Below are 25,211 nucleotides of genomic sequence, written 5' to 3'. Positions count from 1 at the left end.
GACAGGGCCGGATCAGTCGGCCGCGAGCTGGCTCTTCTGCACCTTGCCCAGCGCGTTGCGGGGCAGTGAGTCGACCAGCCGCACCCGCCGGGGACGCTTGTGCGCCGACAGGTGCCGGGCCACGAAGTCGATCAGCTCCGCCTCGTCGACCCCGTCGCCCACCACGTACGCCGTCACCTGCTGGCCGAGGTCGGGGTGCGCGGTGCCGACCACCGCCGCCTCGCGGACGCCGGGATGGGCCAGCAACGCGTCCTCCACCTCCCCCGCGCCGATCCGGTAGCCGCCGCTCTTGATGATGTCCACGGCCGTCCGGCCGACGATGCGATGCCAGCCGTCCGGGCCGATCGTGGCCGCGTCCCCGGTGCGGAACCAGCCGTCCGCGGTCCGCGTCGCAGCGTCGGCGTCGGGCCGGTTCAGGTACCCGTCGAACAGGGTCGGACCGGACACCTCCAGCCCGCCGATCGTCGTCCCGTCCGCGGGCGCCGGCTGCCCGCGCTCGTCGACCAGCCGGGTCCGCACCCCCGGCAACGGCAGCCCGACCGAACCGGGCCGGCGAGGTCCGGCCGCCCGGGCGCTCACCGTGATCAACGTTTCGGTCATCCCGTACCGCTCGATGATCCGGTGCCCGGTGAGCCCTTCCAGGTCGGCGAAGACCGTCGCCGGCAGCGCCGCGCTGCCCGAGACCAGCAGCCGCGCCGCCCGCAGCGGCCGGGCCGCGGCGGGATCGGCCGCGATCCGCGACCAGATCGTGGGTACGCCGAAATACAGCGAGCCGCCGGCAGCGGCGTACCGCCGCGGGAGCGGCCGACCCACGTGGTGCAGGCGGCTGCCCACCCGCAGCGGCCCGAGCACACCGAGCACCAGACCGTGTACGTGAAACAGCGGCAGGCCGTGCACGACCAGGTCGTCCGGTGTCCACTCCCACGCCTCGGCGAGCCCGTCCAGGCAGGCCGCGACGGCCCGGCGGGACAGCACCGCTCCCTTCGGCGCGCCGGTGGTGCCGCTGGTGTAGAGGATCAGGGCCGTGCCGTCCGGGTCGGGCTCCGGAGGGTTGGCGTCGGAGCGTCGCGTCAGGTCGACCGGAATGACGGGCAGCCCGGCCGGGGTGGCGCCGCGCGCCAACGCGGAGGGCGCCAGCACCGCGCCCGCCGCCGAGTCGCGCAGGATGTGCGTACGCTCGGCCGTTCCGGCGTCCGGCGGCACCGGTACGACCGCGGTCCCGGCCAGCAGCGCGCCCACCACCGCGACGACGGTCTCCAGGCTGGGCGTCGCCTCCACCGCGACCCGGTCCAGCCCGCGCACGTCCTCGGCCGCCGCGGCCGCGAGCGCGCGCAGTTCCGCCCGGGACACGGCCCGATCGTCGATCCTGATCGCGTCGGGACGCTCCGGCGACCCGGACCGCCAATCCAGCAGCCCCATCAGCGGTTCACGGGCTCGTCGGGCGCCTCGCCGCGGCGGAGGGCAGGACGATGGTTCCCTGCGCCGCCGCGCACAGCACCTCGCCCCCATCGCCCACGACGGTGAGATCGCACCGGCAGACCGCCTGCCGGGGACCGGCCTGCAGCACGGTCGCATGCGCCCGCAAGAGCCGGCCGTCGGCCGGGCGCATGTACGTGATGGTGAAGCCACCGGTGAGAACGGCGGCGCCGAGGGCCGAGGCCCCGGCGAAGGTCAGCGCATTGTCGGCGGCGTACGCCAGCACACCGCCGTGAACGTGTCCGTTCTGCTGCCTGAGATCGTCACGGATCGGCACCTCCAGGACGGCCTGTCCGCTACCGAAGCTGACCAGACGCGCGCCCAGCAGCACGCTGAACGGCTGTTCCGCCAGTGCCCGTCGCGCGAGGTCGACGGTGACTCCTGGCGGCAGCGGTCGGTCGTCGGTGGGTTCCGCCGACGGCAGGTTCGGCGCCGGTGTGTGCACTGGCATTGCCTCCCTCACAGCGATGCCCGACCTCGCGCAGGTCGTTGTCGTCCAGTTCCTACCCTTCGTCGGCTTCGCGGTCAACACGGCGCCGGCCCGGCGTCCACGTCGGCGGCTGACCCGAACGCGGGAGGCGCGACCTTCAGCATTCGGATAACAGGTGGAGGTCGTCCCAGGGGTCGGGCAGCATCGGGCGGATGATGCTCCTCATTCCCGGCGACCCGCTGCGGCCACGCCGTCCAGACGAGCACTTCGCGCCGGAGGCGTCGGCGGCCCGAGAGGCCGGCCTCACCGTCGCCGTGGTCGATCACGACGCGCTGGCTCGGTCCGACGGCGCGGACCGGGCGGTGGCGGCCGTACCCGCCGGCGACACGGCCGTCTACCGCGGGTGGATGCTGCGCAGTGAACAGTACGGCGGTTTCGTCGACGCGCTCGCCCGGCGCGGCGTAACGCTCCGTACGACTGTCGGGAACTATCAGCGGGCGCACGAGTTCCCCGGCTGGTATCCCGCGCTGACCGCCGTCACCCCGCGCTCGGCATGGACCACGGGCACGGACCGGACGGACTTCGACCGGGCCCGGCGCGCCCTGGACGCGGGCCCGGCGGTCCTGCGCGACCACGTCAAGTCGATGAAGCACCATTGGGACGAGGCGGCGTTCATCCCGGACCTGGGCGACGCGGACGCCGCCTGGAAGGTCGCCAACCGCTTCCGGCAGTTGCGCGAGGATGACTTCGTGGGCGGATTCGTGCTGCGCGAATTCGAGGATTTCACCTCGGCCGAGGTGCGGACCTGGTGGGTGGCTGGCCGGTGCGCCCTGGTGGGGCCACACCCGGACACCCCACACGACCGGCCGCCGCAGCGACTCGACCTGGACTGGCTCACCCCGCTGGTCGGCGCGCTGAACCTGCCGTTCGTGACGGTGGACCTGGCGCTGCGCGCCGACGGCGCGTGGCGGGTCGTGGAGGTCGGGGACGGGCAGGTCAGCGATCGCCCCAACAGCGTCGCGCCATCCGCGCTCATCGCGGCGCTGGTGGGGGAACCTGGCTGATCCGGGCCGGTCCGGTGGTCGCGCTGCGGGCCGGCCGCCGATCGGGCAGAGTGGCGGCACGACCGGGCGTGGGACGAGAGGGGTGGCCGTGGCGGAGCCGAGCGGGGTGGTCTTTCCGCTGACCGAGGGCGGGCGGAGCACGTCGGCGCTGGGCCGCGCGGTGTTGGCCGACGCCCTGCGGTCGGCGGATCCGGTCGGCGCGCGGTCGGCCGAGCACGAGACGAACTGGCGGCACGGCTACCTGCCGCACTTCCGGCGGTTGGTGGAGGCCGGACTGCCGTCCCGGGAGTCGGCCCTGACGATCGCCCGGGACGGGCTGGCCGCGCTGCACTCGCGGATGCGGGTGGTCCGGGCCGACGGCGCCGAGGTCGGCCTGGCCGAGGCCTTCGCCGGGGACCCCGCCGGCGAGCCGCTGGCCACCGCGACCCTGGACGGCGGCGGGGTGCCCGAGCGCGAGCTGTCGCTGCCGTACCGCGGGCAGCGGCTGCGCGGCGCCGAGCTGAGCCGCCGGCTGGACGCGTGGGTCGACGCCGGGGTGATCGAGCCGTCCTGCGCCGAGGCGGTACGGGCGGTGCAGGCGAACCCGGACTGGCTGGACCTGCGCGACCAGCGGATCGTGGTGCTCGGCGCCGGCGCCGAGATGGGTCCGCTGCCGTCGATCCTGCGCTGGGGCGGCGAGGTGACCGCGGTGGACCTGCCCCGTCCGGACCTCTGGCGCCGCCTGATCCGCACCACCGAGCGGTACGCCGGCCGGCTAAGCCTGCCCGTGCCACCGGGCACCCGGGCCGACGATCCCCAGCTCGCCGGCCGGGCCGGCGCGGACCTGCTGCACGGGCTGCCGCAGGTGGCGGACTGGCTGCTCGGCATGGACGGCCGGCTGGTGCTGGGCAACTACGTCTACGCCGACGGCGCCACCAACGTGCGGGTCGCCACCGCGGTGGACGCGCTCACCCGACAACTGCGGGAGCGCCGCGAGGACGTGGCGCTGGCCTTCCTGGCCACCCCGACCGACGTGTTCGCCGTACCCGCAGCGGCGGTGCGGCACGCCGAACGCGGTTACGCGGCCCGCGGGTGGGGCCGCCGGACCCTGCGCACGCTGTCCGGCGGGCGGCTGCTGCACCGCAACTACCCGCCCGGCGCCGACCCCGGCATCAACGACAGCCTCGTGCCGCAGCAGGGCCCCAACTACGCGCTGGCCAAGCGGCTGCAGCGGTGGCGCGCGGCGGTCGACCGGGCCGACGGGGCACGGGTGTCGTTCACCGTGGCGCCGCCCACCCGTACCCGATCGGTGCTGCGCAACCGGGCCCTGGCCGCCGCCTACGCCGGGGCGCACCGGTTCGGCATCGAGGTGTTCGAGCCGGCCACCAGCAACACCCTGATGGCCGCGCTGCTGGTCCACGACCTGCGAGCCGACCGGCCGGCGATGGACCATCCGTGGCAGGACGAGGCGTACGCGGCGGCACACGGTGGCCTGTGGCGCGTCCCGTACGCCCCGCGCAGCGCGCTCGGGCTCGCCGTCCTGCTCGGCCTCGGCGGCGCCCGCGGCTGACCGGCGCCGTGCGCCGCGAGGGACCACCCGGCTCGCGGGCCGTGATCTTGGCAGGTGACTGCGGTCGTTAGGGTGTGGTCATGGCTGCCGCGGTCCTTGCCGTGTCGTTGGCGTTCGTCGGATACCTCGCCACCTACCTGAACGGCCTCCGCCTGGCCCAACGGCAGGAGCGACTGTCCCGGGTCAACCGCCAGCTGGCCGAGTTCTATGGGCCGCTCCTGGCGCTCACCCAGTCCAACCGGCGCATCTTCGAGGAGTTCTCCCGGCGCCACCAGCGACCCGACGGACGGTCTCCGTTCCGGGGCGAGGCGGAGCTCACGGCCGAGGAGAGCGCCGAGTGGCGGCTCTGGTTCACCGCCGTCTTCATGCCGAACATCCGCGCCGTACGGGATGTGGTGGTCGGCAAGGCCGATCTGCTGATCGAGGCCAGCATGCCTCCCGTCCTGCTGGACCTGTGCGCTCACGTGTCCGGATACGAGATCGCGGTCGAACAGTGGCGGCAGGGCGACCACACCCGCAACGGCTCGGTGATCGCCTATCCGGCCGCCGAACTCCACCGCTATGCCGAGGCGTCCTTCGCCCGCCTGAAACTCCAGCAGACCGTGCTGCTCGGCGCCGGACGCCGGGAGCGGCGGACCGCTGGAACGGTCTGACGCGGCCGTAACCGCGCACCGTCGTGGCGCTGACGGCGACGGCCTGGACGGCGGCTGGCGCACGACGTGCGCCGGTTGGTGCGGCGGCCGGTCGACGGCCGCCGCACCCGTCAGACGGCGATGGCGGCCAGGCGGTCGTGCAGGGCGGGATTGGTCACGTTCCACGCCAGTGAGCGCGCGACGCCGACGCCGGAGCTGTCGCCGGCCTGCGCCTGGTAGACCAGCGCCCAGGCGAGGAACTCCGGCAGGTCGTAGCGGATCGCGTCGGCGCGAAGCCGGGTCGCCAGGGTGCCGACAAGGTCCGGGCGGCACCGGGCAGCGATCTCCAGCTGGGCCAGGCCCACGTAGGAGGAGACCCACACGTACCGGTCCGGCACCCGGTCGCAGCGCCGCCGGGCGTCCAGGATCCACGCCTGCGCGGCGTCGGTGTCGCCGTCGCGCAGCGCGCTGAGCGCCAGCGTCCGGGCGGCCATCCCCTCCCAGCAGGGGTCGCCGAGCTCGCAGGCGAGCGCGAATGCCTCCTCCGCGTCCTGCTGCGCCGCATCGATGTTCCCCTCGCCGGCGAGGCACTCGGCGCGCAGCGCCTGCGGCCATGGCCGGAAGGCGTTCCAACGCTCGCGGTCGCAGGCGGCGATGCTGCGTTCGACCGCGGCCCGGGCCTCGCCGGTCCGCCCGGCCAGCAGGAGCGACCGGCCGAGCACCCCGTGCGACCAGGCCGCCTGCCGGGTGCTGCCGACCGCGCCCGCCAGCTCCGCCGAGGCGGCCAACAGGCCGGCGGCGTCCGCGTGCCGGCCCTGATCGGCCCGGTTCATCCCACGCGCGCCCAGGATGCCGGCGCTCAGCGCCCGGTCGGCCGCCTGCTCGGCCAGCCCCGCCGCTTCCGTCAGCGCCCGTTCGGCCAGCGCGTGCCGACCGGCCTGCAGATCGACGAACGCCAGCTCCCGGAGAACGTCACCGACGAGAGCCGGCAACCCGGCCCGGCGGGCCGCGGCCATCGCGCGGTGCAACACGACCGCGCCCTCGCCGTCGAACCCCCGGACCGCGTGCACCAGCGCGCTGCCCAGGGTACGCAGCACGTCCGCCTGCAGTTCGAGATCGCCGGACCGTTCGGCCTCCTCGGCGGCGCGGCGCAGCGTCTCGACGCCAGCGTCGACCGATCCGGCGTCCAGCGCCGCCCGACCGGCCCGGAGCAGCGCGGCGGCGACCCGGCCGGCCCGGACACCGATCCGCGGCAACGGCGCGGGGAGCGTCACCGCGGCGCGCAACGCCGGCGAGGGCCGGATGCCCTCCCGTACCAGGGTGGCCTCGCACAACGCGAGCCGCGCGGCGGCCGTGCTCAGCTCGCCCGCGGCGACGAGGACGTGCAGGAAGAGTTCCTGCGCGTCCTCGTCCAGCGGATCCAACCCGGCCGCCCGCCCGGCGGGCTCCGCCGCGGCCCTGGCGTCCCCGGCCGCCAGCAGTCGCAGCGCCGCCTGGCGCAGCTCGGCCGCGCCGCGTGCGGCGCACTCCCCCCGCGCCACGATCAACCAGGCGTCGAACCTCGGGCAGTTCCGCGGTTCGACGCCGGCCAGCAGCACGCCCCCGATCTCGGGCACCGGCAGTACGCCATCCCACAACGCCCACACGTCCAGCCAAATCGCCTCGCGCGGCACCACCAGCGGGTCGCCGCGGAACAGCTCCGGCCGGTCGAGGCAGCGGCGGAGATCGGCCAGGCACCAGCGCACGGCGCCCAGCGGGTCGTCAGCAGCGTCGAACAGCTCCTCGGACAACTCCACCCGGCCCACCGGGCGTTCCGACAGCGCGACGCGGGCCAGCACCGCCCACGACTTCTGCCCCCGGGGCCGCCCCTCGGCGCCCGGGCCGGGCTCGGCCGCCCCTCCCGCCGGGCCCGCCGAGCCAGCCGAGCCCGCCGGGCCAGCCGAGCCCGCCGAGCCCGCCGAGCCCGCCGAGCCAGCCGAGCCCGCCGGTCCGCGAAGGATGCGGGGCGGCCCCAGCAGCCGGACCCGGGGCGTCAGCACGGCCGAACCTCAGCCGGCGACCGGGGCGGACTGGCGTTGCAGGGCGTGCACATCCTCGGTGGTGAGCCCCTTGCCCCCGATGCCCCAGTCGCCACTGCGCACCTCCTCGACGAGCACCCAGGTGACCGGCCGCAGGCTCTCGCCCTCGATGGCCACCATCGTGTCGGTGATCGCCCTGACCATTTCCTGCTTCTGTTCCGGCGTGAACACACCCTCGATCACGCGGACGTTGACCAACGGCATCGCTGCTCTCCCTACGATCGCACCAACGGAACACCACCGTCGCGCGTCGCCGTGTGAGGCCGCGTGTGAGGTCGGGTCGGGTCACGACGCGTCGTCGCCCGGGGCGCTCAACTCCTGCGCGACGGCCAGGAACCTGGCCAGGGTCGGCGACGGGTTGCCCGCCGACCAGGCCAGCGCCATGTCCCAGAGCGGAAGGTCGTCCCGGATCGGGCGGTAGACGACCTGGCTCGGATCGTGCGGCGGCGTTGGCGAGATGAGCAGGGAGATGCCCAGGCCGGCGGCGACGAGCGCGGGAATGGTCTGCAGCTGGGCCTCCTGCACGATCCGTGGGCTGAAGCCCGCGGCCAGGCAGCACCCGATGATCGTGTCGTGGACGATCGGCCCCGAATCCCGGAAGTAGAGCAGGAACGGCTCGTCGGCCAGGGCGGCGAGCGGAACCTGTTCTTGCCCCGCGAGCCGGTGGGTCGCCGGAAGGGCCACCACCAGCGGGTCGCGGGAGATCACCCTCGTGGTCAGCCCGGGCAGCGCCGCGACCGGCCGGAGAAGGCCGGCGTCGAGGTGACCGGTGCGCAGCGCCTCGGTCTGTTCGAGGGTCGTCATGGCGCGCGCGTTGACGACGACGTCCGGGTGGGCGGCGCGGAAGGCGCTGACCAGTCGCGGGATCACCTCGTAGGTCGCCGACTGGACGAACCCCAGCCGAAGGGAGCCGACCTCCCCGGCATGGGCGCGACTGGCCTCGCGGATCACTTCGTCGCCTCGGCGAAGCAATTCGCGGGCTCCGGCCACCACGATCTCACCGGCCGGGGTGAGGGCGAACCGCCGTCGTACCCGGGAGAAGAGCGGCATCCCGAGGTCCTTCTCGATGGCGGCGATCTGCCGGCTGAGCGCGGGTTGGGTGACGCCGAGCCGCTCGGCCGCCCGACCCACGTGCAGCTCGTCCGCCACCATGAGCAGTGCGCGAAGCTGCCGTTGTGCGATCGACATCATGCGTAAGACGGTATGAGACAACAACGAATTGCGCATTGGACGCATCAATAGGCGGGCTTCTAGCCTTTCCGGCATGACAACGGAGCACCAAGCGTCCTTGTTGGACACCCGGAACCTCGGCCCGCTGCGGGTGACCCGGCTCGGTCTCGGGACGATGTTCATGGGCGGTCGGACCCCACGCGACGAGTCGTACCGGATGCTCGACCGCTACCTGGAGGCCGGCGGCAACTTCCTGGACACGGCGGACGTGTACGGCGACGGGGAGTCCGAGCGCACGCTCGCGCCGTGGCTGGCCGCGCACCGGGACGAGGTCGTGGTGGCCACGAAGGTCGGCCGGCCGGTCTCCGACCTACCCGGAAGGGGCCTCGCGCCCGACCGCGTGCGCGCGGCCTGCGACGCGAGCCTGCGGCGGCTGGGCGTCGACGTGATCGACCTCTACCAGGTCCACCTGCCGGACCCCGACACGCCGCTCGCGGACACGCTGGAGGCGCTGGACGGCCTGGTACGGGCGGGCAAGGTACGGGCGCTCGGCGCCTCGAACTTCCCGGCGTGGCTGCTGGCCTGGGCGGTCGGGCTGCAGGACCGCAACGGCTGGGCCCCGTTCGTCGCGTTGCAGCCGCAGTACTCGCTCGTGGAGCGCTCGATCGAGGTGGAGGTCCTGCCGTTCTGCCGCGCCGCCGGCATCGGCCTGATCCCGTGGGGACCGCTCGGGGCCGGCTTCCTGACCGGCAGGTACTCACGCGACGCCGAACCACCGGCGGGCTCGCGGATGGCCGGCGCAGCGGACATCCTCGAGGAGGCGCGCCACCGCCGCGCTGTCGAGCGCAACTTCCGCGCGGTCAACGAGGCGGCAGCGATCGCCCGCCACAGGGGCGCGACGATCGCGCAGATCGCGCTCGCCTGGCTGCTCGGGGTCGAGGGCGTGGTCGCGCCGATCGTCGGCCCCCGCACCCTCGCCCAGCTCGACGGCCTGCTCACGGCGGCGGACGTCGCGCTGACGGCGGCCGAGCACGCCCGGCTGGCCGCCCACACGTCGCCGCCGGAGCTGTACCCGTACCGGATGCTGGCGCAACAGATGGGTCTGGGGACGCTCGCGCGGCTGGACCGCGGCCGCTCCTGACCGCGTCGCGGGCCACCTGACCGGATCAGGACAGCGGCAGGAGGGCGTGGCAGGCTTCGATGTTGTGCAGCCGGATGTCGTCCCTGCGTCGCGTTTCCCACGCGTCCCGGGTGAGGCGCCACCGGTTGAGCAGGCCGGGCTCCCCGCGACGGGTGCCCCAGTCGTACCCGTTGGGCTCGTAGCCCAGGCGTCGGGAGATCGCGTTGGAGCCCGGGTTGTCCACGAACGCGTCGCTGCTGGCCTCCCTGGCCCCCAGGCCGTCGAACGCGAGGTGCAGGATCGCCTCCCGCATCTCCCGCCCGACTCCCCTCGCACGCAGGTCGACCGACAGCCAGGAGAAGGTCGCGACCGTGCCGAGGGTGGCGAAGTGCATCCCGCTCAGGGTCTGCTCCCCCACCGGACGGCCGTCGACCATGACCACGAAGTAGAGCCGCCAGGCGTCCGGCTCGACGGCGCCCCGGCGCCGCCAGATGGCCCGCAGCCATTTGGCCACCCGCAGGTCGGGGTCGGTCTCGTAGAACGACATCGGATCGTCGTACGGGGCCGGTTCCGCGTGGGTCTTGCCGGCGCGCACCACCTCGGCGAGCTGGTCCAGCAGCTCGTCCGTGGCGCCCCGCAGCTCCAGGGTCGGCGTGCTGACGCGCACGTCCAGGAGCGGGTAGTTCTTCATGGTCAGCCAGCCAACCCCACGGACGGCGAGGACGCATCCGGTTTTGCGGGCCAAGGGCGCCGGCCCGGTTCGGACCCGACCGGCGGGTGCCCGGAGGCCGTGCCGGCGCCGACTAGAATCAACAGATGTTCGCCTATCCCGGCCGTCTGGACCGGGTCCGTCAGGCCCGCCGGCTGGATCCCGCCCGCGACTACGAGACGATCTACCGCAACATGGCCCTGTGGGACTTTCCCGCGGACCTGCGGATGGGCCTGCTGCTGGCCTTCTGGCGTACCTTCACGATCCCCCGCCTGGCCGGGATCCTGCTGGCCACCGGGACGATGACCGGCCACACCCGGCGCCGGGCCGACGACACCGGCATCCTCATGTACGAGCTGGTCCTGCACGGCCTCGACGATCCGCGCGGGCGGCGGGCCACCCGCCGCCTCAACCGCATCCACCGCGGCCTGCCGGTCGGCAACGAGGACCACCTGTACGTGCTGGCCACGCTGATCGTCATCCCGACCCGCTGGCTCGACCGGTACGGATGGCGGCCCGTCTGCTGCCACGAACGCGCGGCGACGCACGCCTTCTACCGCGAGCTGGGGCGCCGGCTGAACATCCGCGACATCCCCGACAGCTATGCCGACACCGAGCGGCGGCTGCGGGCGTACGAGCGGCGGAACCTGCGCTACAGCCCGGCCGGGGCGGAGTTGATGGCCGCCACCAAGCAGCTGCTGGCCGACCTGCCGGCCTGGCTCACCCCGGCCGCCGCGCGGGTGGCCGACGCGTTGCTCGACCCACAGCTGCGGTCCGCGACCGGCGTCGGCGCCCCGCCCCGGACGGTGGGTGCCGCGGTGTCGGCGGCGCTGACGGTGCGCCAGCGCCTCGGCCGCCTGCTACCGCCCCGGCGTCGACCGTGGCTGGCCGACGGCATCGTCACCGCCACCCACCCGGACGGGTACGACCTGGACCGCGTCGGGCGCGCCTACCTGCCGGCCGATTAACAGCGTCAGCGGACGGGCCCGGGAGTGGGATCCAGGACCGGCTCCTCGGGGCTGATCAGCGAGGGTGGCCCGACCGCGACGTCCGGCTCGGGCTCGCTGGACGCGCGGGCGTCGGCCAGCACGTCGGCGGGAACGTGCCGCTCGAGGAACCGCCGGGCCAGCCGGGTCGACGGGTGCACCGCGACGGTGGCCACCACGATGATGCCGGCGATCAGCAGCCACCCGCTCGCGCCCCAGTTCATGGCCAGGAAGGTGTACACCGCCGGCGCCCACACCCTGCCCAGGGTGCTGCTCAGCTCGGCGGCCCCCTGGTAGGCGCCCCGCCGCCGCGGGTCCATCAGCTCGGCCTCGAACGACCAGTTGGCGGCCGACAGGTACAGCTCCGCCCCGGTCACGGTCACGTGCCCCAGCCAGACCAGGGCAATGGTGACCCAGCCGATGGTGTCGTGGGTGGCCAGGGTGATCAGGCAGGACACCACGAAGAACACCGACGAGATCCGGACCGCCCGCAGCGCGGTCGGCACGTCCTTGACGCCGCGGGAAGTCACCATCGGCAGGAAGATGCACATCACGGTGTTGGTGCCGAACAGGAAGGCCAGCAGCACCCGCGGCGCGTCGGTCTTCTCCACCAGCCAGAGCGGGATCACGACGTTGAGCAGCACCTGGTTGGTCCAGAAGACCCCGCCGAAGAAGTTGGTGAGCAGCCAGCCGGGGTTGCGCAGCGGACCGGGCCCGGCGACCTTCGCCTTGCGGTCCTCGGCGGTGCGCTCGTCGTGGGAGGCGCGCGGCAGCCGGGTGATCGCGGCGGCGTTGACCAGGAACGCCGCGGCGGTGAACCAGGGCAGGGCGTGCAGGACGTCGTTGGAGTGGAAGGCCAGCGCGATGCCGCCGGCCAGGGAGCCGAGGGTGAAGCCGACGTTGAGCGCCGAGTACATGTAGGCCCGCGACCTCACCCGCTGGTCGGGGGGCAGGACATCGATCGTGTACGCCCCGTGCGCGGCGTTGCCGAGCGCGCCGATGACCTCCATGCCGATGGCCATGACGAGGTAGCCGCGGAAGTCGGTGATCAGGGGCCACAGCGCGAACATGGCCGCCTGGCCGACGGCGCTGACGGCCCACATCTTCTTCGGCCCGTACCGGTCGACCAACTTGCCCATCGGCAGCGCCGCCAGGAAGGCGGCGATGCCGGCGCAGGTCAGGCCGAGGCCGACCTGGGCGGCGGACAGCCCGACGATCTGGGTGAAGAACACCGCCGACCCGGTGAGGAAGGTGCCCTCGCCGAGGGCGAACAGCAGGGACTGGCCGGCGAGCCGCCCGGCCAACGGCGACGGCGGACGGACCTGGCGCAGGAGGGCGGCTAACACCACAGCGATTCTTCGGCTTCCGGACATGGTTGTCGTCCGATTTTCCGGTGACGCGGCACACAGCAAGCACCGAGTCGGCCCGGCCGGCGCGAGCGCGGCGGGCCAGGAGCCGCACCTTGAAGGGGCCATCGGCGTCCGGCGGCGATAGCATCAGTCAGTGATCCACATCGACGTGGCGACCCCGGCCGACACCGGTGCGTTCCTGGCCTCGGCGGTCGCCCTGGTGGCCACCGACGCCGCCCGCTACGACCCCGACGCCACCGACGTCACCTGGAGCGAGCGCACCGGCCAGGCGTACGCGGCCGGGGCGCTCAGCGGTGACAACGTCGTGTTGCTGGCCCGTGAGGACGACCGGGTCGTCGGGCACCTGGTCGGGCGGCTGTCCGGTCCGGGCAGCGTGCATCCGGTCCGCGTGGCCGAGCTGGAGAGCCTCTACGTCGAACCGGGCAGTCGAGCCGCCGGAACGGGATCCCGCCTGGTTGAGGCGTTCCTGGCCTGGGCCGCCGAGCACGGCGCCGACCGGGCCACCGTCACCGCCTACGCGGCCAACGAGCGGGCGTTGGCCTTCTACGCCCGGCACGGCTTCGCCGTCCGGTCGGTGACGCTGGACCGGGCCGTCGGTCCGCCGCGGGCCTGAGTCGGGCTGTCGGCAGTCTGGCGGCGCGGACATCACCGGCCTGGCCAGCGCGGTCGGCTCGGGCCACAATGAGCGCGGTGCCGGATGGTCTCGGAGAGGGGGCGGGGTCGGTGGACCAGTTCGCGGTGGTGGTCGGCGCCGGCTCGTACCGGTCGAACAGGGCCGAAGCGGCGCAGTTCCCGCATCGATGGACCACCGAGGGCGTGACGGTGGAAGCGGACTTCACCGGCGCCCACCTGCTGCACCTGGCCACGGCCGGCTGCGTCCTCAACGACATCTACCGGGAAGCCGGCAGCCTGGGCATCCCCATCCACGGGGTGCGGGTGGCGGCCTCGGGCGGCTTCGACCCGGACACCTGGGCCTCCACCGGCATCACCTACCGCGTCGACCTCGACTCCCCCGCGGCTGCCGAGGACCTTCGCCGGCTGCTCGATCGGGTCGACGAGGTGGCCGAGATCCCCCGGGCGGTCCGCGCCGGTGCCCCGGTCCGGCGCGGCTGACCGGCCCGCGCGGCGCCCGCGGTGCGCGGCGCGGCCGGACGCCGGTGTCGCAGGGCAATGGCGGTGCGCCGGTGGGCGGCGAGCCCTAGGGTCGGACAGCGTGGATCTTTCCCATCTCGGCACGCCGACCGGGCCGCTGCTCCGCGTCCACGGCGGGTTCGCCAACCGGACGTACCGGCTCGACACCGACCGGGGGTCGTTCGCGGTGAAGGAGTTGAAACTCGTCGACGGCCGCCCGACGTACGAGGTCGAGGAGGTGTTCCGGTTCGAGCGGGCCGCCTTCGCCGCCGGGGTCCCGATGCCGGAGCCGATCTCGGCCGACCACCGCATGGTCGTCCACCGGTGGGTCGACGGCGAGAAGGTCCCCGAGGCGCCGGTGTCGCGGGCGTACGCGTTCGAGATCGGTGAGATCCTCGCGCGCCTGCACGCGCTCGACGTCCCCTGGACCCCGGGTCCGCTCGCGGTGGATCCGACGCCGCGGGACTGGCCCGAGCTGGCAGAGCGGGCGGTGGCGACCGGGCAGCCGTGGGCCGACGAACTGGCCGCCGCCGTCGAGACGCTTCTCGCGATCGCCCAGTTCGTGGCCGGCTGCGAACGGCCGGGTCCCATGGTGCTGACCCACCGGGACATCCAGCCGTGGAACCTGCTCGCCCGCGAGGGCCGTCCGGTGCTGCTCGACTGGGAGCTGTCGGGGATGCTCGACCTGTCCGGCGAGCTCGGCTCGACGGCGCTGAGCCTCTCGAAGGGGCCGGGCTTCGACGATGTCCGGCCCGCCGTCTTCCGCGCGGTCCTCGACGGGTACGCCGCGGCGGGCGGCACGCTGCCGCCGTGGGGTCCGAGCTGGTTCGTCTACCTGATCGGCGGCTGGCTCGGATTCACCAGGTGGAACGTCCTGCGCTGCCTCGCCGGGGTCGAGGCGAGCACCGGACCCGACCTCGCGCTGTCGCACGAGTCCGTACGCAACGGCGTGCGCGGCCTGCCCGACATGTTCGGCCGGCTTGCGGAGCTCGAGACGATGCTCGGGTGACCTGACCGCCGCCCGACCGGACCGCTGCCCAGCCGGTCCGGCCGACGGTGTTCCCGGTCATCGCGGGAGGCCGAAGTGCCGGGTGAGTGAAGCGCGCAGCGTGCCGGCGTCCCCGGCGGACCAGGCGATGAAGCAGTCGGGGCGGACGAGCAACGCGGTGGCGGTCGTGCCGTGCAGCGGTCCGGTGACCACCTCGACCCGGTCTCGCCACGGCCCGACGACGTCGACGTAGCCGCCCGTGGCGTCCAGCAGGAGCGGCCGGGCGGTACGGGTCAGTTCGGCCAGCCGGGTCGGGCCGCGATCGGCGTGCACCACCACGTCCGGGGCGCAGCGGCCGGCCAACGGGTCGCCGGGATCGGCCGGATAGCGGGTGTCCGCGCCGGACATCAGGGCCGCGATGTGCCCGGTGACCTCGGGTTTGCGCAGCAGCTCGGCGAACAACTCGCGCAGACCGGTGATCTCGTCGCCGGGGCCGATGAGCGCCGACTGTGCCTGGGTGGACATGACGACCCGTTCGGCGACGGGCCGGCGTTCGGTTTCGTACGTGTCGAGCAGGTCCTGCGGCGCCCAGCCGCGCACCGTGGCGGCCAGCTTCCAACCCAGGTTGGCGGCGTCCTGCAGGCCCAGGTTGAGGCCGGGACCGCCGATCGCGGGGTGTACGTGTGCGGCATCCCCGAGCAGCAGCACCCGACCGGCGCGGTACCGGGCCGCGATGCGGGTGTTTCCGCCGGTCAGCCGCCGCAGCATGCCGGGACCGGCGGGCGCGCCGATGGGGATGTCGGCGCCGAGCACCCGGGCGACACTGGCCCGCAGTTCCGCCAGCTCCATCGGAGCCTCGTCGGCGACGGGCGCGTCCGGCCACTCCGTCGCGCTCAGGATCGCCGGGCGGCCGGGGAACGGCGCCCAGGCGATCATGCCTCGGGCGGTGCGGGTGTGCTGGAACGGCGGAACGACGCCGAATCCGGGGACGCGCAGGCCGCCGGTCCCGGGGTCGAGGAAGGACGCCGGGACGGTCACGGTGCCGGTACGGGAGACCGACCGGTCGTCGGTGACGCCGGGGAACTCGATGCCGGCGAGTCGGCGTACCGCGCTGCGGCCGCCGTCGGCGCCCACGAGGAAGCGACAGGTGAGGGTCGTACCGTCGGAAAGGCTGACCTCGACCGCGTCGGGCCGTTGGTGGAGGTCGACGACCTCGTGGCCGCGGCGCAGGTCGACCTTCAGTTCCGCGGCCCGGGCGGCGAGGGTGGCCTCGAGCTGGGCCTGCGGCACGCCGAGGGCATACTGCGGGTTCTCCGCGAGCATCGTGAGATCCAGCGGGAAGGCGGCGAAGACGTACCGTGGCAGGGGCGACGGCGGGGTGCTCTCGCCGCTGAGCCGGGTATAGAGGCCCCGCCGGTCGAGCAGCCGGACGGCTTGGCCGACGATGCCGTTGGCGCGCGGCTCGCCGGTGGGCGCCGGGTGGCGTTCGAGGACGACCGGGTGTACGCCGGCGAGGGCCAGTTCGCAGGCGAGCATGAGGCCGTTGGGGCCGGCTCCGACGATGACGACGTCGATCATGGTCCTACTCCCTTCGAGGCGTGCGTCATCGCCACGACCGGCGCGGCGTGGGCCGGCCCGGCGCGGGATGCGACGCGGCTGGAGGTGCGGGTGCGGGCTGTGCCTGGAGTCTCGGCGCGGAGGGCGTCAGCGCGGCGGCGCGGGGAGGCCGGCGGCCAACTGGGCGAAGGCGTCGGTGACGATGGGCTCGATCGGGGTGGGCGGGTCGGCGCTGTCCAGATAGTGCTGCATGGCGACGGTGACGGCCGCGCTGACGGCAGCCGCGACGAGTCTCGGATAGATGTCGTGGGCGAGGTCGGTCCCGGTGCGCTCGGCCACCGCGGCGGCCAAGTCGGCCTCGGCGATCGCGGCGGCCCGCAGCCACTCGCCCTGCAGCGCGGGCTCGGCGATCATGGCTCGGATGCCGGCGGCCCATTGGGCATGTGCGGGCGTGGGCATCGCCGCCACCTCCGGACCGGGGGCGAACTGGGCCAGCGCTGACGCGGTGAGCGCCGCCCAGAGCGGCTCGTCGACGGGGCGTTCGCGCAGCGCGGCTGCGGTGCGCAGGCTGCGGTCGAGGTGCCGGTAGGCGATCGCCTCCGCCTTGCTGGAGAAGTAGTTGTTGAAGGTACGCGGGGAGACGCCGGCCGCCTCGGCGATGTCCTCGACGCGGACGTTCTCGTATCCGCGCTCGGCGGTGAGGTGGATTGCGGCCCAGCCGAGCGCCGCCCGCGTCTCGGCCTTCTTGCGCTCCCGCAACCCCGTCATGCCACCACGCTAGCAGAACCTGCGTAGCACGCAAATATGCGGGGCACGCAAAGTTAGCCGGACTAAGGCTGCTGATCTTTCGTACTAGGCTCGCGCCATGGCGTTGCGCCCGGACGAGTTCTATGACCACGCGGTGAATGTCGCCGACAGCGAGCGGCGGCTTCCGCTGGCCCGCATGACCGGCTGGGAGATCAGCCCGTTCGAACAGGATGGGCTGCGCGTCGCGCCGCTACGCCCACCGGTGCTGCCCGAGCCCGCCCGGCACGGCGAGGATCCGGCGGACTGCCAGATCTGCCCGAAGCGCGACGAGGGCATCTGGATCAACGATCACTGGCGGCTGACCCGCGTCCCGGGGGTGGGCGTACCGCTGGTGCTGATGCTGTATCCGCGCGACCACCATGACCTGGCGGACCTGCCCGACGACCTCGCCGCCGAGTTGGGGCTGCTGACCACGCGGATCGCGCGGCACGTGCAGGCCCTGCCGCACATCTCGCGGGCCCACGTGTACCGCTTCGGCGACGGCGCCGCCCACCTGCATGTCTGGTTCTTCGCGCGGCCCGAGGGTCAGGCGCAGCTCTTCGGCTCCTGGCTGGTCGTCTGGGACGACCTGCTGCCGGAGTATCCCGCGGAGGTGGCCGAGGCGGACGCCAACACCGTCGCCGACGCGCTGGTCGCCTCGCACGGGGGCCATCGGCCGACCACCGCCGCACCGCCCGCCTGACCGCCCGCTCGCGGCAGCCACGCGGCACCCTGGAACCACCCTGGCGTTGCTCAGCTGGTCATCCAGCCCGCACGGACCAGGACATCTTTGGCCACGTCGACGGCGGAACGGTCATTGACGATAGCGAAGTCCTCGACTGGAGGTGCGGCCGGCGCGCGGTCGTACTGGTCCAGCGCCCCGAGGTGCCGGTCAAGCTTCGGGCCCGTGTCGCGTCGCCGCAGGCGGCTGCGTACGGTTTCGTCGTCCGCGGTGAGCCGGACCAGGCGGACGTCGCAGCCGGCCAGGCTCTCGGCATACCACTCGCGCAGCGCCACGCTCTCGATGACCGCGGCCACAACGATGAACCGGGCGCCGGCGGCGCTGAAGTTGGCCCACACAGCCGCCAGGTTGGCGCACTTGAGCTCGTCGTAAAATTGGCCGCTCCGACCGTGTGCCGCGGGTGCCGGCCCGAACTGGGCCAGCATGTCGGTGTCAACGACGGCCGTCACGTGGCCCGCTGCGGCGAGGACCCCGCCGGCCGCCGCCGCCACCGTCGATTTGCCCACCCCCGCAACCCCGGTAAGCAGGAGGGCACGCTCGATCGGCGCCCAGGGACGCTCGTGCATGACGGGCTCGGGGTCATTCACGGATGCAACCGGAACCAGTAGTTGACCGTGGGACCCTGCTCGGCCAGGCCACCGCCCATCGACTCGTACAGCGCTCGCGCGGGCCCGTTTGCCTGGCCCGTGGTCAGAAACATCTTGGTCGCGCCGGCACACTTGCCAGCCCGCATGAAAGCCTCCAGAAGGGCCCGGCCAACGCCGCGTTTCCGGTGACTCTGCCGCACCTCGAGATGGTGGAGGTAGAGCATCGAAGAGCGATCCGGCCGGATCAGGTGATATCCCCAGCACCAGCCGACGACCTCGGCACCGTCGGAGGCGACGAACGCGACCGCGCCCGGACTTCGCAGATACGCCAGGCCGCCGCCGACCGAACCGTTGAACGTGCGTACGGCTCGTTCGAAAAGCCCGCTGTCGTCAGCCCCAACGCGATCGATCACACGCCATTCTGCGCCAGACCGAGCCTGGATCGCGAGCCTCGGCTGGTACACCGACCGGCCCGCCGGACGAAGGTCGACTCGTCGCCCCCCGCCCGCTAGAGTCAGTTCCCTTATGAAACTCACTACATTCTGGCGCTGGTGGACGGCCGGCACCGCCAGCCAGCTCGGCTCCGCGGTCGGCGGGGTGGCGCTGCCGCTGACCGCGCTGACCGTGCTGGACGCGTCCGCCTTCGACATGGGCCTGATCACGGCGGCCGGCTATCTCGCGTACCTGTTGATCAGCCTGCCGGCCGGCGTGATCGTGCAGCGAACGCCGCTGCGTGGCACGCAGGTGGCGCTGGATCTGATCCGGGCCCTCACCGTCGCGTCCATCCCGCTGGCGTGGTGGTTCGACGTCCTGACGGTGGCCCAGCTGATCGCGGTGGCTCTGGTGGTGAGCTTCGCCAACGTGCTGTTCGACGTGGCCAACCAGACCTTCCTGCCGGAGATCGTGCCGGCTACGCAGTTGCAGGCCCGCAACAGCCTCACCTCCGGCACCCACGCCGCCACCCAGCTCGGCGGGCCCTCGCTGGGCGGCCTCGCCGTGCAGCTGCTCGGGGCGGTGCCGACGCTGCTCGTGGACACCGTCAGCTACCTGATCTCCGCCGTGCTGCTGCGTACCCTGCCGGCCCGACGGGTGCGCCGGCCCGACGACCGGCCGCCGATGGCCACCATGATCCGCGAGGGCTGGCACTTCGTGCTGCGGCACCCGATCATCGGCCCGGCGATGTGGGACGCCACCGTGACGAACTTCGTCGCCGGCGCGCTGCTGGCCCTGTCGCCGTACTACCTCTTCCGCGACCTGCACGCGCCGCCGTACCTGGTCGGCCTGCTGCTGGCCACCGACGGCCTCGGCGCTCTCGTCGGCGCCGCGGTGACGACCCGGTTCACCGACCGGGTCGGCACGGCCCGCGGCCTGATCGTCGGCGCCTTCGTCAGCGTGGCCGGCGCGCTCATCATCCCGCTGGGCACCGGCGTGGCCGGTTACCTCGCCTTCGCCATCGGCAACGTCGTGCTCGCCGTCTCCTCGGTGGTGCTGAGCGTCACGACCCGGACCTACCGGATGCTCGCCAGCCCGCCGGACCTGCTGTCGCGGGTGATCGCCACGGTCAAATTCGTCTCCTGGGGCGCCATCCCGCTCGGCGGGCTGCTGGCCGGTGCCCTGGCCGGACCGCTCGGCGCCCGCACCACCCTGCTGATCTTCGGGGCGCTGACCGTGCTGTCCCCCGCCATCTACCTCTCGACCCCGATCCGCCGACTGCGCGATCTGCCCCTCGACGCCGCCCCGATGCCCGCCGAAGCCCGGGTGTGACCTGGGCGGTGGCAACGCTCGGCCGCCTCCGCAATGGGTTTGCAACGCCCGACGGGCATCGAACGGCATCCTTACGGCTCCCTTACGGACGTCGAGCGGGGTGCGCGCCGAGGGTCGACGAGCCCGATGCTGATGGTCAGCTACCAAAACGGGGAAGGGCCATCATGGAATCTTTGACACGGCGCGGGTTGTCGGCCGCGACGCTCGCCGCGGTCGCGGCCGGCGCGATGCTCCTGCCGGCGACGTCGGGCCAAGCCGCCACCACGTCGGCGTGGGAGGCGACGGTGCCGTCGCTGATCCCGGACAGCCGGTTGACCGGCGTTGCCGCCACCGGCCCGAACAACGCCTGGGCGGTCGGCTACCAGGCGTCGACCTACACCGGATACTCGACCGACCAGCCGTACGCGTTGCTGCAGTGGAACGGGCGGACGTGGACCGAGCGTCGGCTGCCGCACGAGGCGTTCGTACTGTCCAAGGTGTCCGCGGCGAGCGCTGCGGACGTCTGGACGGTGGGGATCAGGAAGGGCGGCGAGCCGTACGCCGGCCACTTCGATGGCCAGACCTGGACGGCACACACGCCCTTGGGCTCCTCGGCGGGGTATCCGGCTCTGCTGGACGTGGCCGCCACCGGTGGCGGACGGGCGGTGCTCGTCGGCGGCGACAACTCCGGGCCGCTCGTCGTCGAGGGCGACGCCCGGGCGTTCAATCGGGTGGCGGTGCCGGGCGCGGCGGGACGCAGCGGCGTTCTGCGAGGGGTATCGAACGCCAAGGACGGCAGCGTGTTCGCCGCCGGGGAGGAGTATCTGGCCGACGCCCCCTACCCGGTACCGATGATCGTGCAGCGCGTCGGCGGCGCGTGGCGGGTGGCGACGCTGCCGTCGATCTCGAGCGCCCGGCTGACCGGTGTGTGGGCCCGCTCGTCGACCGACGCCTGGGCGGTCGGCACGCAGGACTACGACTCCGACGCCAAGCCGGTCATCCTGCACTGGAACGGCAGCACGTGGCAACGGGTGGCCGGACCGGCAGCGGCCGGCTGGACGTACGCCATCGCCGGTGACGCCAACGGCAATGTGTGGATCAGCGGCACGAACCCGATCCCGCCATACATCGAGTACCCGGGCACGCTGCTGCTGCGCTACACCGGCGGCCGGTGGAGCGTCGCGTACGGGCCGAAGGTCGCCGGCAGCGACCCAAGCCTCGACGCCCTGGCCAATGTTCCCGGCACCACATCCTTCTGGGGTAGCGGCGCCTATTCGGGCAACGGCGTCGGCCTCGGCGGTGTGCTCGAACGAACCAGGTGACGGCAGCAGGGTGAACCCCGGCGCCGGCGCCACGTGAAGACCGCGTCCCGCTGACCGCCGTGGTCCTGCTCGCGGCAGGCACGTACCGATGAGGTGTACGGGCCTGCCGCGAGCAGGGGCGGGATCGTCGACCGGTTTTCCGCGCCGCGGCGGTCGGAGCCCGGACCGGGGCGGGTCGAGTGGCGGTCTATTCGAATGCGGTGGTGGACGGTTCCAGGTCAGCCCGCTCGGCCGCGGCGTTCTCCTGCGGTGGGGTCGGGCGGCCGGGCAGGCGAAGCGCTATGCCGACGGTGCCCAGGGCCAGGACGGCGGCGACCGCGAAGGCCCAGCGGAAGCCGCTGACCGCCGCGGCGGCGGGGTCCGCGCCGGCGGCCACGAGGGCCGTCGATCGGGCGGTCAGCACGGCCACCGACAGCGCGGTGCCGACGGCGGCGGCGACCTGTTGAACGGTGCCCAGCAGCGAACTGCCGTGGGCGTACAGGCGGGCCGGCAGGGAGCCCAGGCTGAGCGTGAACGCCGGTGGCATCACCATGGCCAGACCGCACATGATCAGCAGGTGCCAGCCGACCAGGCCGGCCAGGGGCGTCGAGCGGCCCAGCAGGCCCAGCCCGATCAGGCCGGCCGCGACCGCGACGCTTCCGGGGATGATCAGCGGCCGGGCGCCCCACCGGTCGTAGGCACGCCCGATGCGGGGCCCGGCCAGCCCCATGGCCAGCCCGCCCGGCGCGACCAGCAGCCCCGTCTGCAGCGGGGTGAGGCCGCGCAGTCCCTGCAGGTAGAGCGGCAGCAGGATCATCGCGCCCATCATGGTCAGGAAGGCCACCGCCTGCAGACCCAGCGCCATCCGGAACGTGCGGTGGGTGAGGGCGCGCAGGTCCAGCAGCGGTCCCCGCGGCCGGCGCTGAAGCCTCTGCTGGCGGACGGCGAACAACCCCACCGCCGCCATCCCGGCGACGACCGACGCCCACGGCGGGACCGGCGCGTCGGAGCTTGCGCCGAGGCCGTTGAGCCCCCAGACCAGCGCGCCGAAGCCTACGGCGGCGAGCACGACGCTGAGCACGTCGACCGAGCCGGGCCGCGGCTGGCCGACGTTGTCCAACCGGCGCAAAGCCGCGATGGTGACCAGGGCCGCGGTGGGCAGCACGACGAGGAAGAGCCACCGCCAGCCGGTCACCTGCAGGACCAGCCCGGCCACCGTCGGGCCGAGCGCGGGCGCGACCGAGATGGCGAGGGTGACGTTGCCCATCACCCGTCCCCGGTCGCGCTCCGGCACCACCGTCATGACGGTGGTCATCAGCAGCGGCAACATGACCGCGGTCCCGGCGGCCTGGACGATCCTGGCCACCACCAGCACCCAGAACGCCGGAGCGGCCGCGGCCAGCAGGGTGCCGCCGCAGAAGGCGACCATTGCGACCGTGAACGCCTGGCGGGTGGTCGCGCGCTGCAGGAACCAGCCGGTCACCGGGATCACCACGGCCATGGTCAGCATGAACGCGGTCGACAGCCACTGGGCCGCGCCGGCGGTGACGGCGAACTGCGCCATCAGCCGCGGGATCGCGTTGACCATCAGGGTCTCGTTGAGGATGACGACGAAGGTCGCGAGGGTCAGCCAGCGCAGCACGGCGTACGGCGAGCCTCGGCGGCCGTCGGCGTCGGCCAGCGGGTCGGTGCCCGGGACCGGGCGACGCTCGAGGGACTCGGTCATGGTGGCGGTCATCGGATTCTCCAGGTGATCGCGCGGGACGGTCCGGCGCGTCTGCCAGCAATGACCGGTCGGGGCGGCAAAGCTCATCGGTCCCGGCGAGGATTTCTTGCCGCCGGACGGGCGAGTGTTCCCGCCGCTCGCCGTCCTGCGCTACGGGGCGTTCTTCGCCGGCGGCCGGGACGGTCGGTCGCGGCCGCCCGGATGCACCAGGCCCGTCTCGTACGCCAGGACGACGGCCTGGACCCGATCTCGCAGGTGCAGCTTGGCCAGGATGCGTTTCACATGCGTCTTGACGGTGGATTCCTCCACCACCAGCTTTGCGGCGATCTCACCGTTGGACAGGCCGTGCCCGATGAGCGCCAGGACGTCGCGTTCCCGCGGGGTGAGCAGCTGCAACCGGCGGACCAGCGCCGGGTCCGGTGGAGCGCCCTCCCGGGCGGCCCGCTCGATGACCTTGCGCGTCACCGAGGGGGACAGCAGCGAATCCCCCGCCGCCACGGCGTGGATGGCGGCCATCAGGTCCTCCGGCCGGATGCGCTTGAGTACGAACCCGGAGGCGCCGGCGGCCAGCGCGCCGAACACGTACTCGTCGTCCTCGAACGTGGTGAGGATCAGGACCCGCGCCTGGCCGGCCTCTTCGAGCACGGCACGGGTGGCCGCGACGCCGTCCATGGCGGGCATCCGGACATCCATCAGCACGACGTCCGGGGCATGCAGCCGGACGGCCTGGACCGCGTCGCGGCCGTCCCCGGCCTCCGCGATCACGTTGATCGTGTCGTCCGTGCCGAGGATGGCGCGCAATCCGGCGCGCATCAGCTCGTCGTCGTCGACGATGAGGACCCGTACGGCGGTCATCGGACGGGCTCCTCGTACGGTAGCGACGCACGCAGCCGGAAGGTGCCGTCGGTGACGCGGACGTCCAGGCTCCCGCCCAGCAGGGTGGCCCGCTCGCGCATGCCGACGATGCCGTGTCCGCTCCGGCCGGCCGGGTTCTCGGCCGGGGCGCGGACGGCCCGGACCGGGTTGCTGACACTGATCTCCACCTCGGCCGGGCTGAACGCGACCGTCACCGCGGCGCTGCCTTCGCCGTGCCGCGCCGCGTTGGTCAACGACTCCTGCAGGATGCGGTACGCCGCCCAGGCCACACTGCGCGGCAACGCCACTCGGGTCCCGCGCAGGTCGGTGGCGATGCGCAGGCCGTCCGCCCGGTGCGCGTCGAGCAGCTCCTCCAGGGCGGCGGGATCGGCCGGGACCTCCGGGGTCCCGTCGGCGTCCCCCGCGCGCAACGCGTGCACCAGCCGGTCGATCTCTTCGATGGTGCCGCGGGCCACCCGCTCGATGATGCGAATCGCGTCCAGGGACCGGTCCGGCGCTCGCTCGTGCAGCAGTCGGGCCGCTCCGGCCTGGACGAGGATGACGTTGATGGCGTGCCCCGCCGAGTCGTGCAGTTCCCGGGCGATGCGGGTGCGTTCCTCGGCGGCGGCCAGCCGTCGCTCCCGTTCCGTCTCCCGATCGTTGCGTTCGGCCCGCTCCTGAAGCTCCAGCAGCCGTTCCCGCCGGACGCGGCTCAGGTCGCCGGCCAACCAGGCCCCGGCGAAGGTCAACGCCCAGAACAGGATGCCGGCGAGCATGCCGTCGGCCCAGTAGCCGGCCGCCGCGTAGGTGGTGGCGGCGACCGGGACGAACGCACCCACGACGACCCGCGTGCCCCAGCGGAGGGCCCGGCGCGGGTCACCGCCGTACGCGGCGGCCACGGTGTAAACGGCCAGGACGCAGCCGAACGGAAAGTCCAGCGGATAGTGCTGCCAGAGCAGCAGTCCGGTGCCGACGGCGACGACCAGGTAGGCGGTCAGCGGCGCGCGACGGCGGCCCGCGAGCGGCAGCGAGGCGGCCAGCGCGAGGGCCACCCCCTTTCCGTCCAGCGGGACGGCCTCCGGCGACGCGGTGCCGAGCCCGCCGGCCGCCAGCACGGCCAGCGACAGGGCGAGGACCAACAGCGCGACGCCCAGGTCGGCGGCGAGACTGCGACGGGTCACACCGCGCAGCGTAATCGCGGAGCGGGCCGA

25 protein-coding genes are annotated in these 25,211 nt (G+C 73.5%); 11 read left to right on the top strand and 14 right to left on the bottom strand.

Annotation, left to right across the window (positions count from 1 at the left end; translation table 11 throughout):
- Positions 1-12: 12 nt before the first annotated feature.
- Complete coding sequence (locus ACFFHU_RS26180) at positions 13-1,419, bottom strand: acyl-CoA synthetase (RefSeq protein WP_377342922.1); 1,407 nt, start codon at positions 1,417-1,419, stop codon at positions 13-15.
- A gap of 7 nt (positions 1,420-1,426) precedes the next feature.
- Positions 1,427-1,921, bottom strand: a complete 495-nt coding sequence (locus tag ACFFHU_RS26175; RefSeq protein ID WP_377342921.1) for a PaaI family thioesterase — start codon at positions 1,919-1,921, stop codon at positions 1,427-1,429.
- Between the two features lie 197 nt (positions 1,922-2,118).
- Here ACFFHU_RS26175 and ACFFHU_RS26170 point away from each other — a divergent pair, with 197 nt between their 5' ends.
- The 3 genes from ACFFHU_RS26170 (at position 2,119) to ACFFHU_RS26160 (ending at position 5,172) form a co-directional block, all read left to right on the top strand.
- Positions 2,119-2,970 carry an ATP-grasp domain-containing protein gene (locus ACFFHU_RS26170; protein WP_377342920.1) on the top strand — a complete coding sequence of 284 codons (852 nt, stop codon included), beginning with the start codon at positions 2,119-2,121 and terminating at the stop codon, positions 2,968-2,970.
- An 88-nt stretch (positions 2,971-3,058) separates the two neighbouring features.
- On the top strand, positions 3,059-4,519 hold the full coding sequence (locus ACFFHU_RS26165) for a hypothetical protein (RefSeq protein WP_377342919.1): 1,461 nt from the start codon (positions 3,059-3,061) through the stop codon (positions 4,517-4,519).
- Positions 4,520-4,599: 80 nt separating this feature from the next.
- Positions 4,600-5,172 carry a hypothetical protein gene (locus tag ACFFHU_RS26160; RefSeq protein WP_377342918.1) on the top strand — a complete coding sequence of 191 codons (573 nt, stop codon included), beginning with the start codon at positions 4,600-4,602 and terminating at the stop codon, positions 5,170-5,172.
- A 110-nt stretch (positions 5,173-5,282) separates the two neighbouring features.
- Here the strand turns inward: ACFFHU_RS26160 and ACFFHU_RS26155 are convergent, their stop codons facing one another.
- The 3 genes from ACFFHU_RS26155 to ACFFHU_RS26145 all read right to left on the bottom strand — a co-directional run bounded on the left by ACFFHU_RS26155 (position 5,283) and on the right by ACFFHU_RS26145 (position 8,420).
- A complete protein-coding gene (locus ACFFHU_RS26155; protein WP_377342917.1) occupies positions 5,283-6,989 on the bottom strand; it encodes a hypothetical protein in 1,707 nt (568 codons plus the stop codon).
- A 210-nt stretch (positions 6,990-7,199) separates the two neighbouring features.
- Entirely contained in the window at positions 7,200-7,433 is a 234-nt protein-coding gene (locus tag ACFFHU_RS26150; RefSeq protein WP_377342916.1) for a tautomerase family protein, read from the bottom strand.
- Between the two features lie 81 nt (positions 7,434-7,514).
- Complete coding sequence (locus ACFFHU_RS26145; RefSeq protein WP_377342914.1) at positions 7,515-8,420, bottom strand: LysR family transcriptional regulator; 906 nt, start codon at positions 8,418-8,420, stop codon at positions 7,515-7,517.
- A gap of 73 nt (positions 8,421-8,493) precedes the next feature.
- Between ACFFHU_RS26145 and ACFFHU_RS26140 the strand changes: the two genes are divergently transcribed.
- A complete protein-coding gene (locus tag ACFFHU_RS26140) occupies positions 8,494-9,540 on the top strand; it encodes an aldo/keto reductase (protein ID WP_377342913.1) in 1,047 nt (348 codons plus the stop codon).
- Between the two features lie 25 nt (positions 9,541-9,565).
- Here ACFFHU_RS26140 and ACFFHU_RS26135 read toward each other — a convergent pair whose 3' ends face one another.
- A complete protein-coding gene (locus ACFFHU_RS26135) occupies positions 9,566-10,210 on the bottom strand; it encodes a GNAT family N-acetyltransferase (protein ID WP_377342911.1) in 645 nt (214 codons plus the stop codon).
- Positions 10,211-10,335: 125 nt separating this feature from the next.
- Here ACFFHU_RS26135 and ACFFHU_RS26130 point away from each other — a divergent pair, with 125 nt between their 5' ends.
- A complete protein-coding gene (locus ACFFHU_RS26130) occupies positions 10,336-11,196 on the top strand; it encodes an oxygenase MpaB family protein (RefSeq protein WP_377342910.1) in 861 nt (286 codons plus the stop codon).
- 5 nt (positions 11,197-11,201) lie between these two features.
- Here the strand turns inward: ACFFHU_RS26130 and ACFFHU_RS26125 are convergent, their stop codons facing one another.
- Positions 11,202-12,560, bottom strand: coding sequence for an MFS transporter (locus ACFFHU_RS26125; protein WP_377342909.1), 1,359 nt, complete (start codon positions 12,558-12,560; stop codon positions 11,202-11,204).
- Positions 12,561-12,717: 157 nt separating this feature from the next.
- Here ACFFHU_RS26125 and ACFFHU_RS26120 point away from each other — a divergent pair, with 157 nt between their 5' ends.
- From ACFFHU_RS26120 to ACFFHU_RS26110, 3 genes are all read left to right on the top strand, one after another.
- Positions 12,718-13,197, top strand: coding sequence for a GNAT family N-acetyltransferase (locus ACFFHU_RS26120; RefSeq protein ID WP_377342908.1), 480 nt, complete (start codon positions 12,718-12,720; stop codon positions 13,195-13,197).
- A gap of 77 nt (positions 13,198-13,274) precedes the next feature.
- Positions 13,275-13,697: an OsmC family protein gene (locus tag ACFFHU_RS26115; protein ID WP_377342907.1), complete on the top strand. Its 423-nt coding sequence runs from the start codon at positions 13,275-13,277 to the stop codon at positions 13,695-13,697.
- Between the two features lie 100 nt (positions 13,698-13,797).
- Complete coding sequence (locus ACFFHU_RS26110; protein ID WP_377342906.1) at positions 13,798-14,724, top strand: phosphotransferase family protein; 927 nt, start codon at positions 13,798-13,800, stop codon at positions 14,722-14,724.
- Between the two features lie 57 nt (positions 14,725-14,781).
- Here the strand turns inward: ACFFHU_RS26110 and ACFFHU_RS26105 are convergent, their stop codons facing one another.
- Positions 14,782-16,281: an FAD-dependent monooxygenase gene (locus ACFFHU_RS26105; protein WP_377342905.1), complete on the bottom strand. Its 1,500-nt coding sequence runs from the start codon at positions 16,279-16,281 to the stop codon at positions 14,782-14,784.
- A 126-nt stretch (positions 16,282-16,407) separates the two neighbouring features.
- Positions 16,408-17,028: a TetR/AcrR family transcriptional regulator gene (locus ACFFHU_RS26100; RefSeq protein WP_377342904.1), complete on the bottom strand. Its 621-nt coding sequence runs from the start codon at positions 17,026-17,028 to the stop codon at positions 16,408-16,410.
- A 97-nt stretch (positions 17,029-17,125) separates the two neighbouring features.
- Between ACFFHU_RS26100 and ACFFHU_RS26095 the strand changes: the two genes are divergently transcribed.
- Positions 17,126-17,749: an HIT family protein gene (locus ACFFHU_RS26095; protein WP_377342903.1), complete on the top strand. Its 624-nt coding sequence runs from the start codon at positions 17,126-17,128 to the stop codon at positions 17,747-17,749.
- Between the two features lie 50 nt (positions 17,750-17,799).
- Here ACFFHU_RS26095 and ACFFHU_RS26090 read toward each other — a convergent pair whose 3' ends face one another.
- Positions 17,800-18,375, bottom strand: a complete 576-nt coding sequence (locus ACFFHU_RS26090) for an AAA family ATPase (protein WP_377342902.1) — start codon at positions 18,373-18,375, stop codon at positions 17,800-17,802.
- Positions 18,372-18,788, bottom strand: coding sequence for a GNAT family N-acetyltransferase (locus ACFFHU_RS26085; RefSeq protein ID WP_377342901.1), 417 nt, complete (start codon positions 18,786-18,788; stop codon positions 18,372-18,374). The genes ACFFHU_RS26090 and ACFFHU_RS26085 overlap by 4 nt, the downstream gene beginning before the upstream one ends.
- A 112-nt stretch (positions 18,789-18,900) precedes the next feature.
- Between ACFFHU_RS26085 and ACFFHU_RS26080 the strand changes: the two genes are divergently transcribed.
- Both ACFFHU_RS26080 and ACFFHU_RS26075 read left to right on the top strand, forming a co-directional pair.
- On the top strand, positions 18,901-20,139 hold the full coding sequence (locus ACFFHU_RS26080) for an MFS transporter (protein WP_377342900.1): 1,239 nt from the start codon (positions 18,901-18,903) through the stop codon (positions 20,137-20,139).
- A 164-nt stretch (positions 20,140-20,303) separates the two neighbouring features.
- Positions 20,304-21,440, top strand: coding sequence for a hypothetical protein (locus tag ACFFHU_RS26075; RefSeq protein ID WP_377342899.1), 1,137 nt, complete (start codon positions 20,304-20,306; stop codon positions 21,438-21,440).
- 187 nt (positions 21,441-21,627) lie between these two features.
- Here the strand turns inward: ACFFHU_RS26075 and ACFFHU_RS26070 are convergent, their stop codons facing one another.
- The 3 genes from ACFFHU_RS26070 to ACFFHU_RS26060 form a co-directional block, all read right to left on the bottom strand.
- On the bottom strand, positions 21,628-23,157 hold the full coding sequence (locus ACFFHU_RS26070) for an MDR family MFS transporter (RefSeq protein WP_377342898.1): 1,530 nt from the start codon (positions 23,155-23,157) through the stop codon (positions 21,628-21,630).
- A 138-nt stretch (positions 23,158-23,295) separates the two neighbouring features.
- Positions 23,296-24,000: a response regulator gene (locus tag ACFFHU_RS26065; RefSeq protein ID WP_377342897.1), complete on the bottom strand. Its 705-nt coding sequence runs from the start codon at positions 23,998-24,000 to the stop codon at positions 23,296-23,298.
- Positions 23,997-25,181, bottom strand: coding sequence for a sensor histidine kinase (locus tag ACFFHU_RS26060; protein WP_377342896.1), 1,185 nt, complete (start codon positions 25,179-25,181; stop codon positions 23,997-23,999). Before ACFFHU_RS26060 ends, ACFFHU_RS26065 begins: the two co-directional genes overlap by 4 nt.
- Positions 25,182-25,211 lie beyond the last annotated feature (30 nt).

Source organism: Plantactinospora siamensis, assembly GCF_042434095.1.
Lineage (GTDB): Bacteria > Actinomycetota > Actinomycetes > Mycobacteriales > Micromonosporaceae > KBS50.
This window is presented reverse-complemented; position numbering and strand designations above follow the sequence as displayed.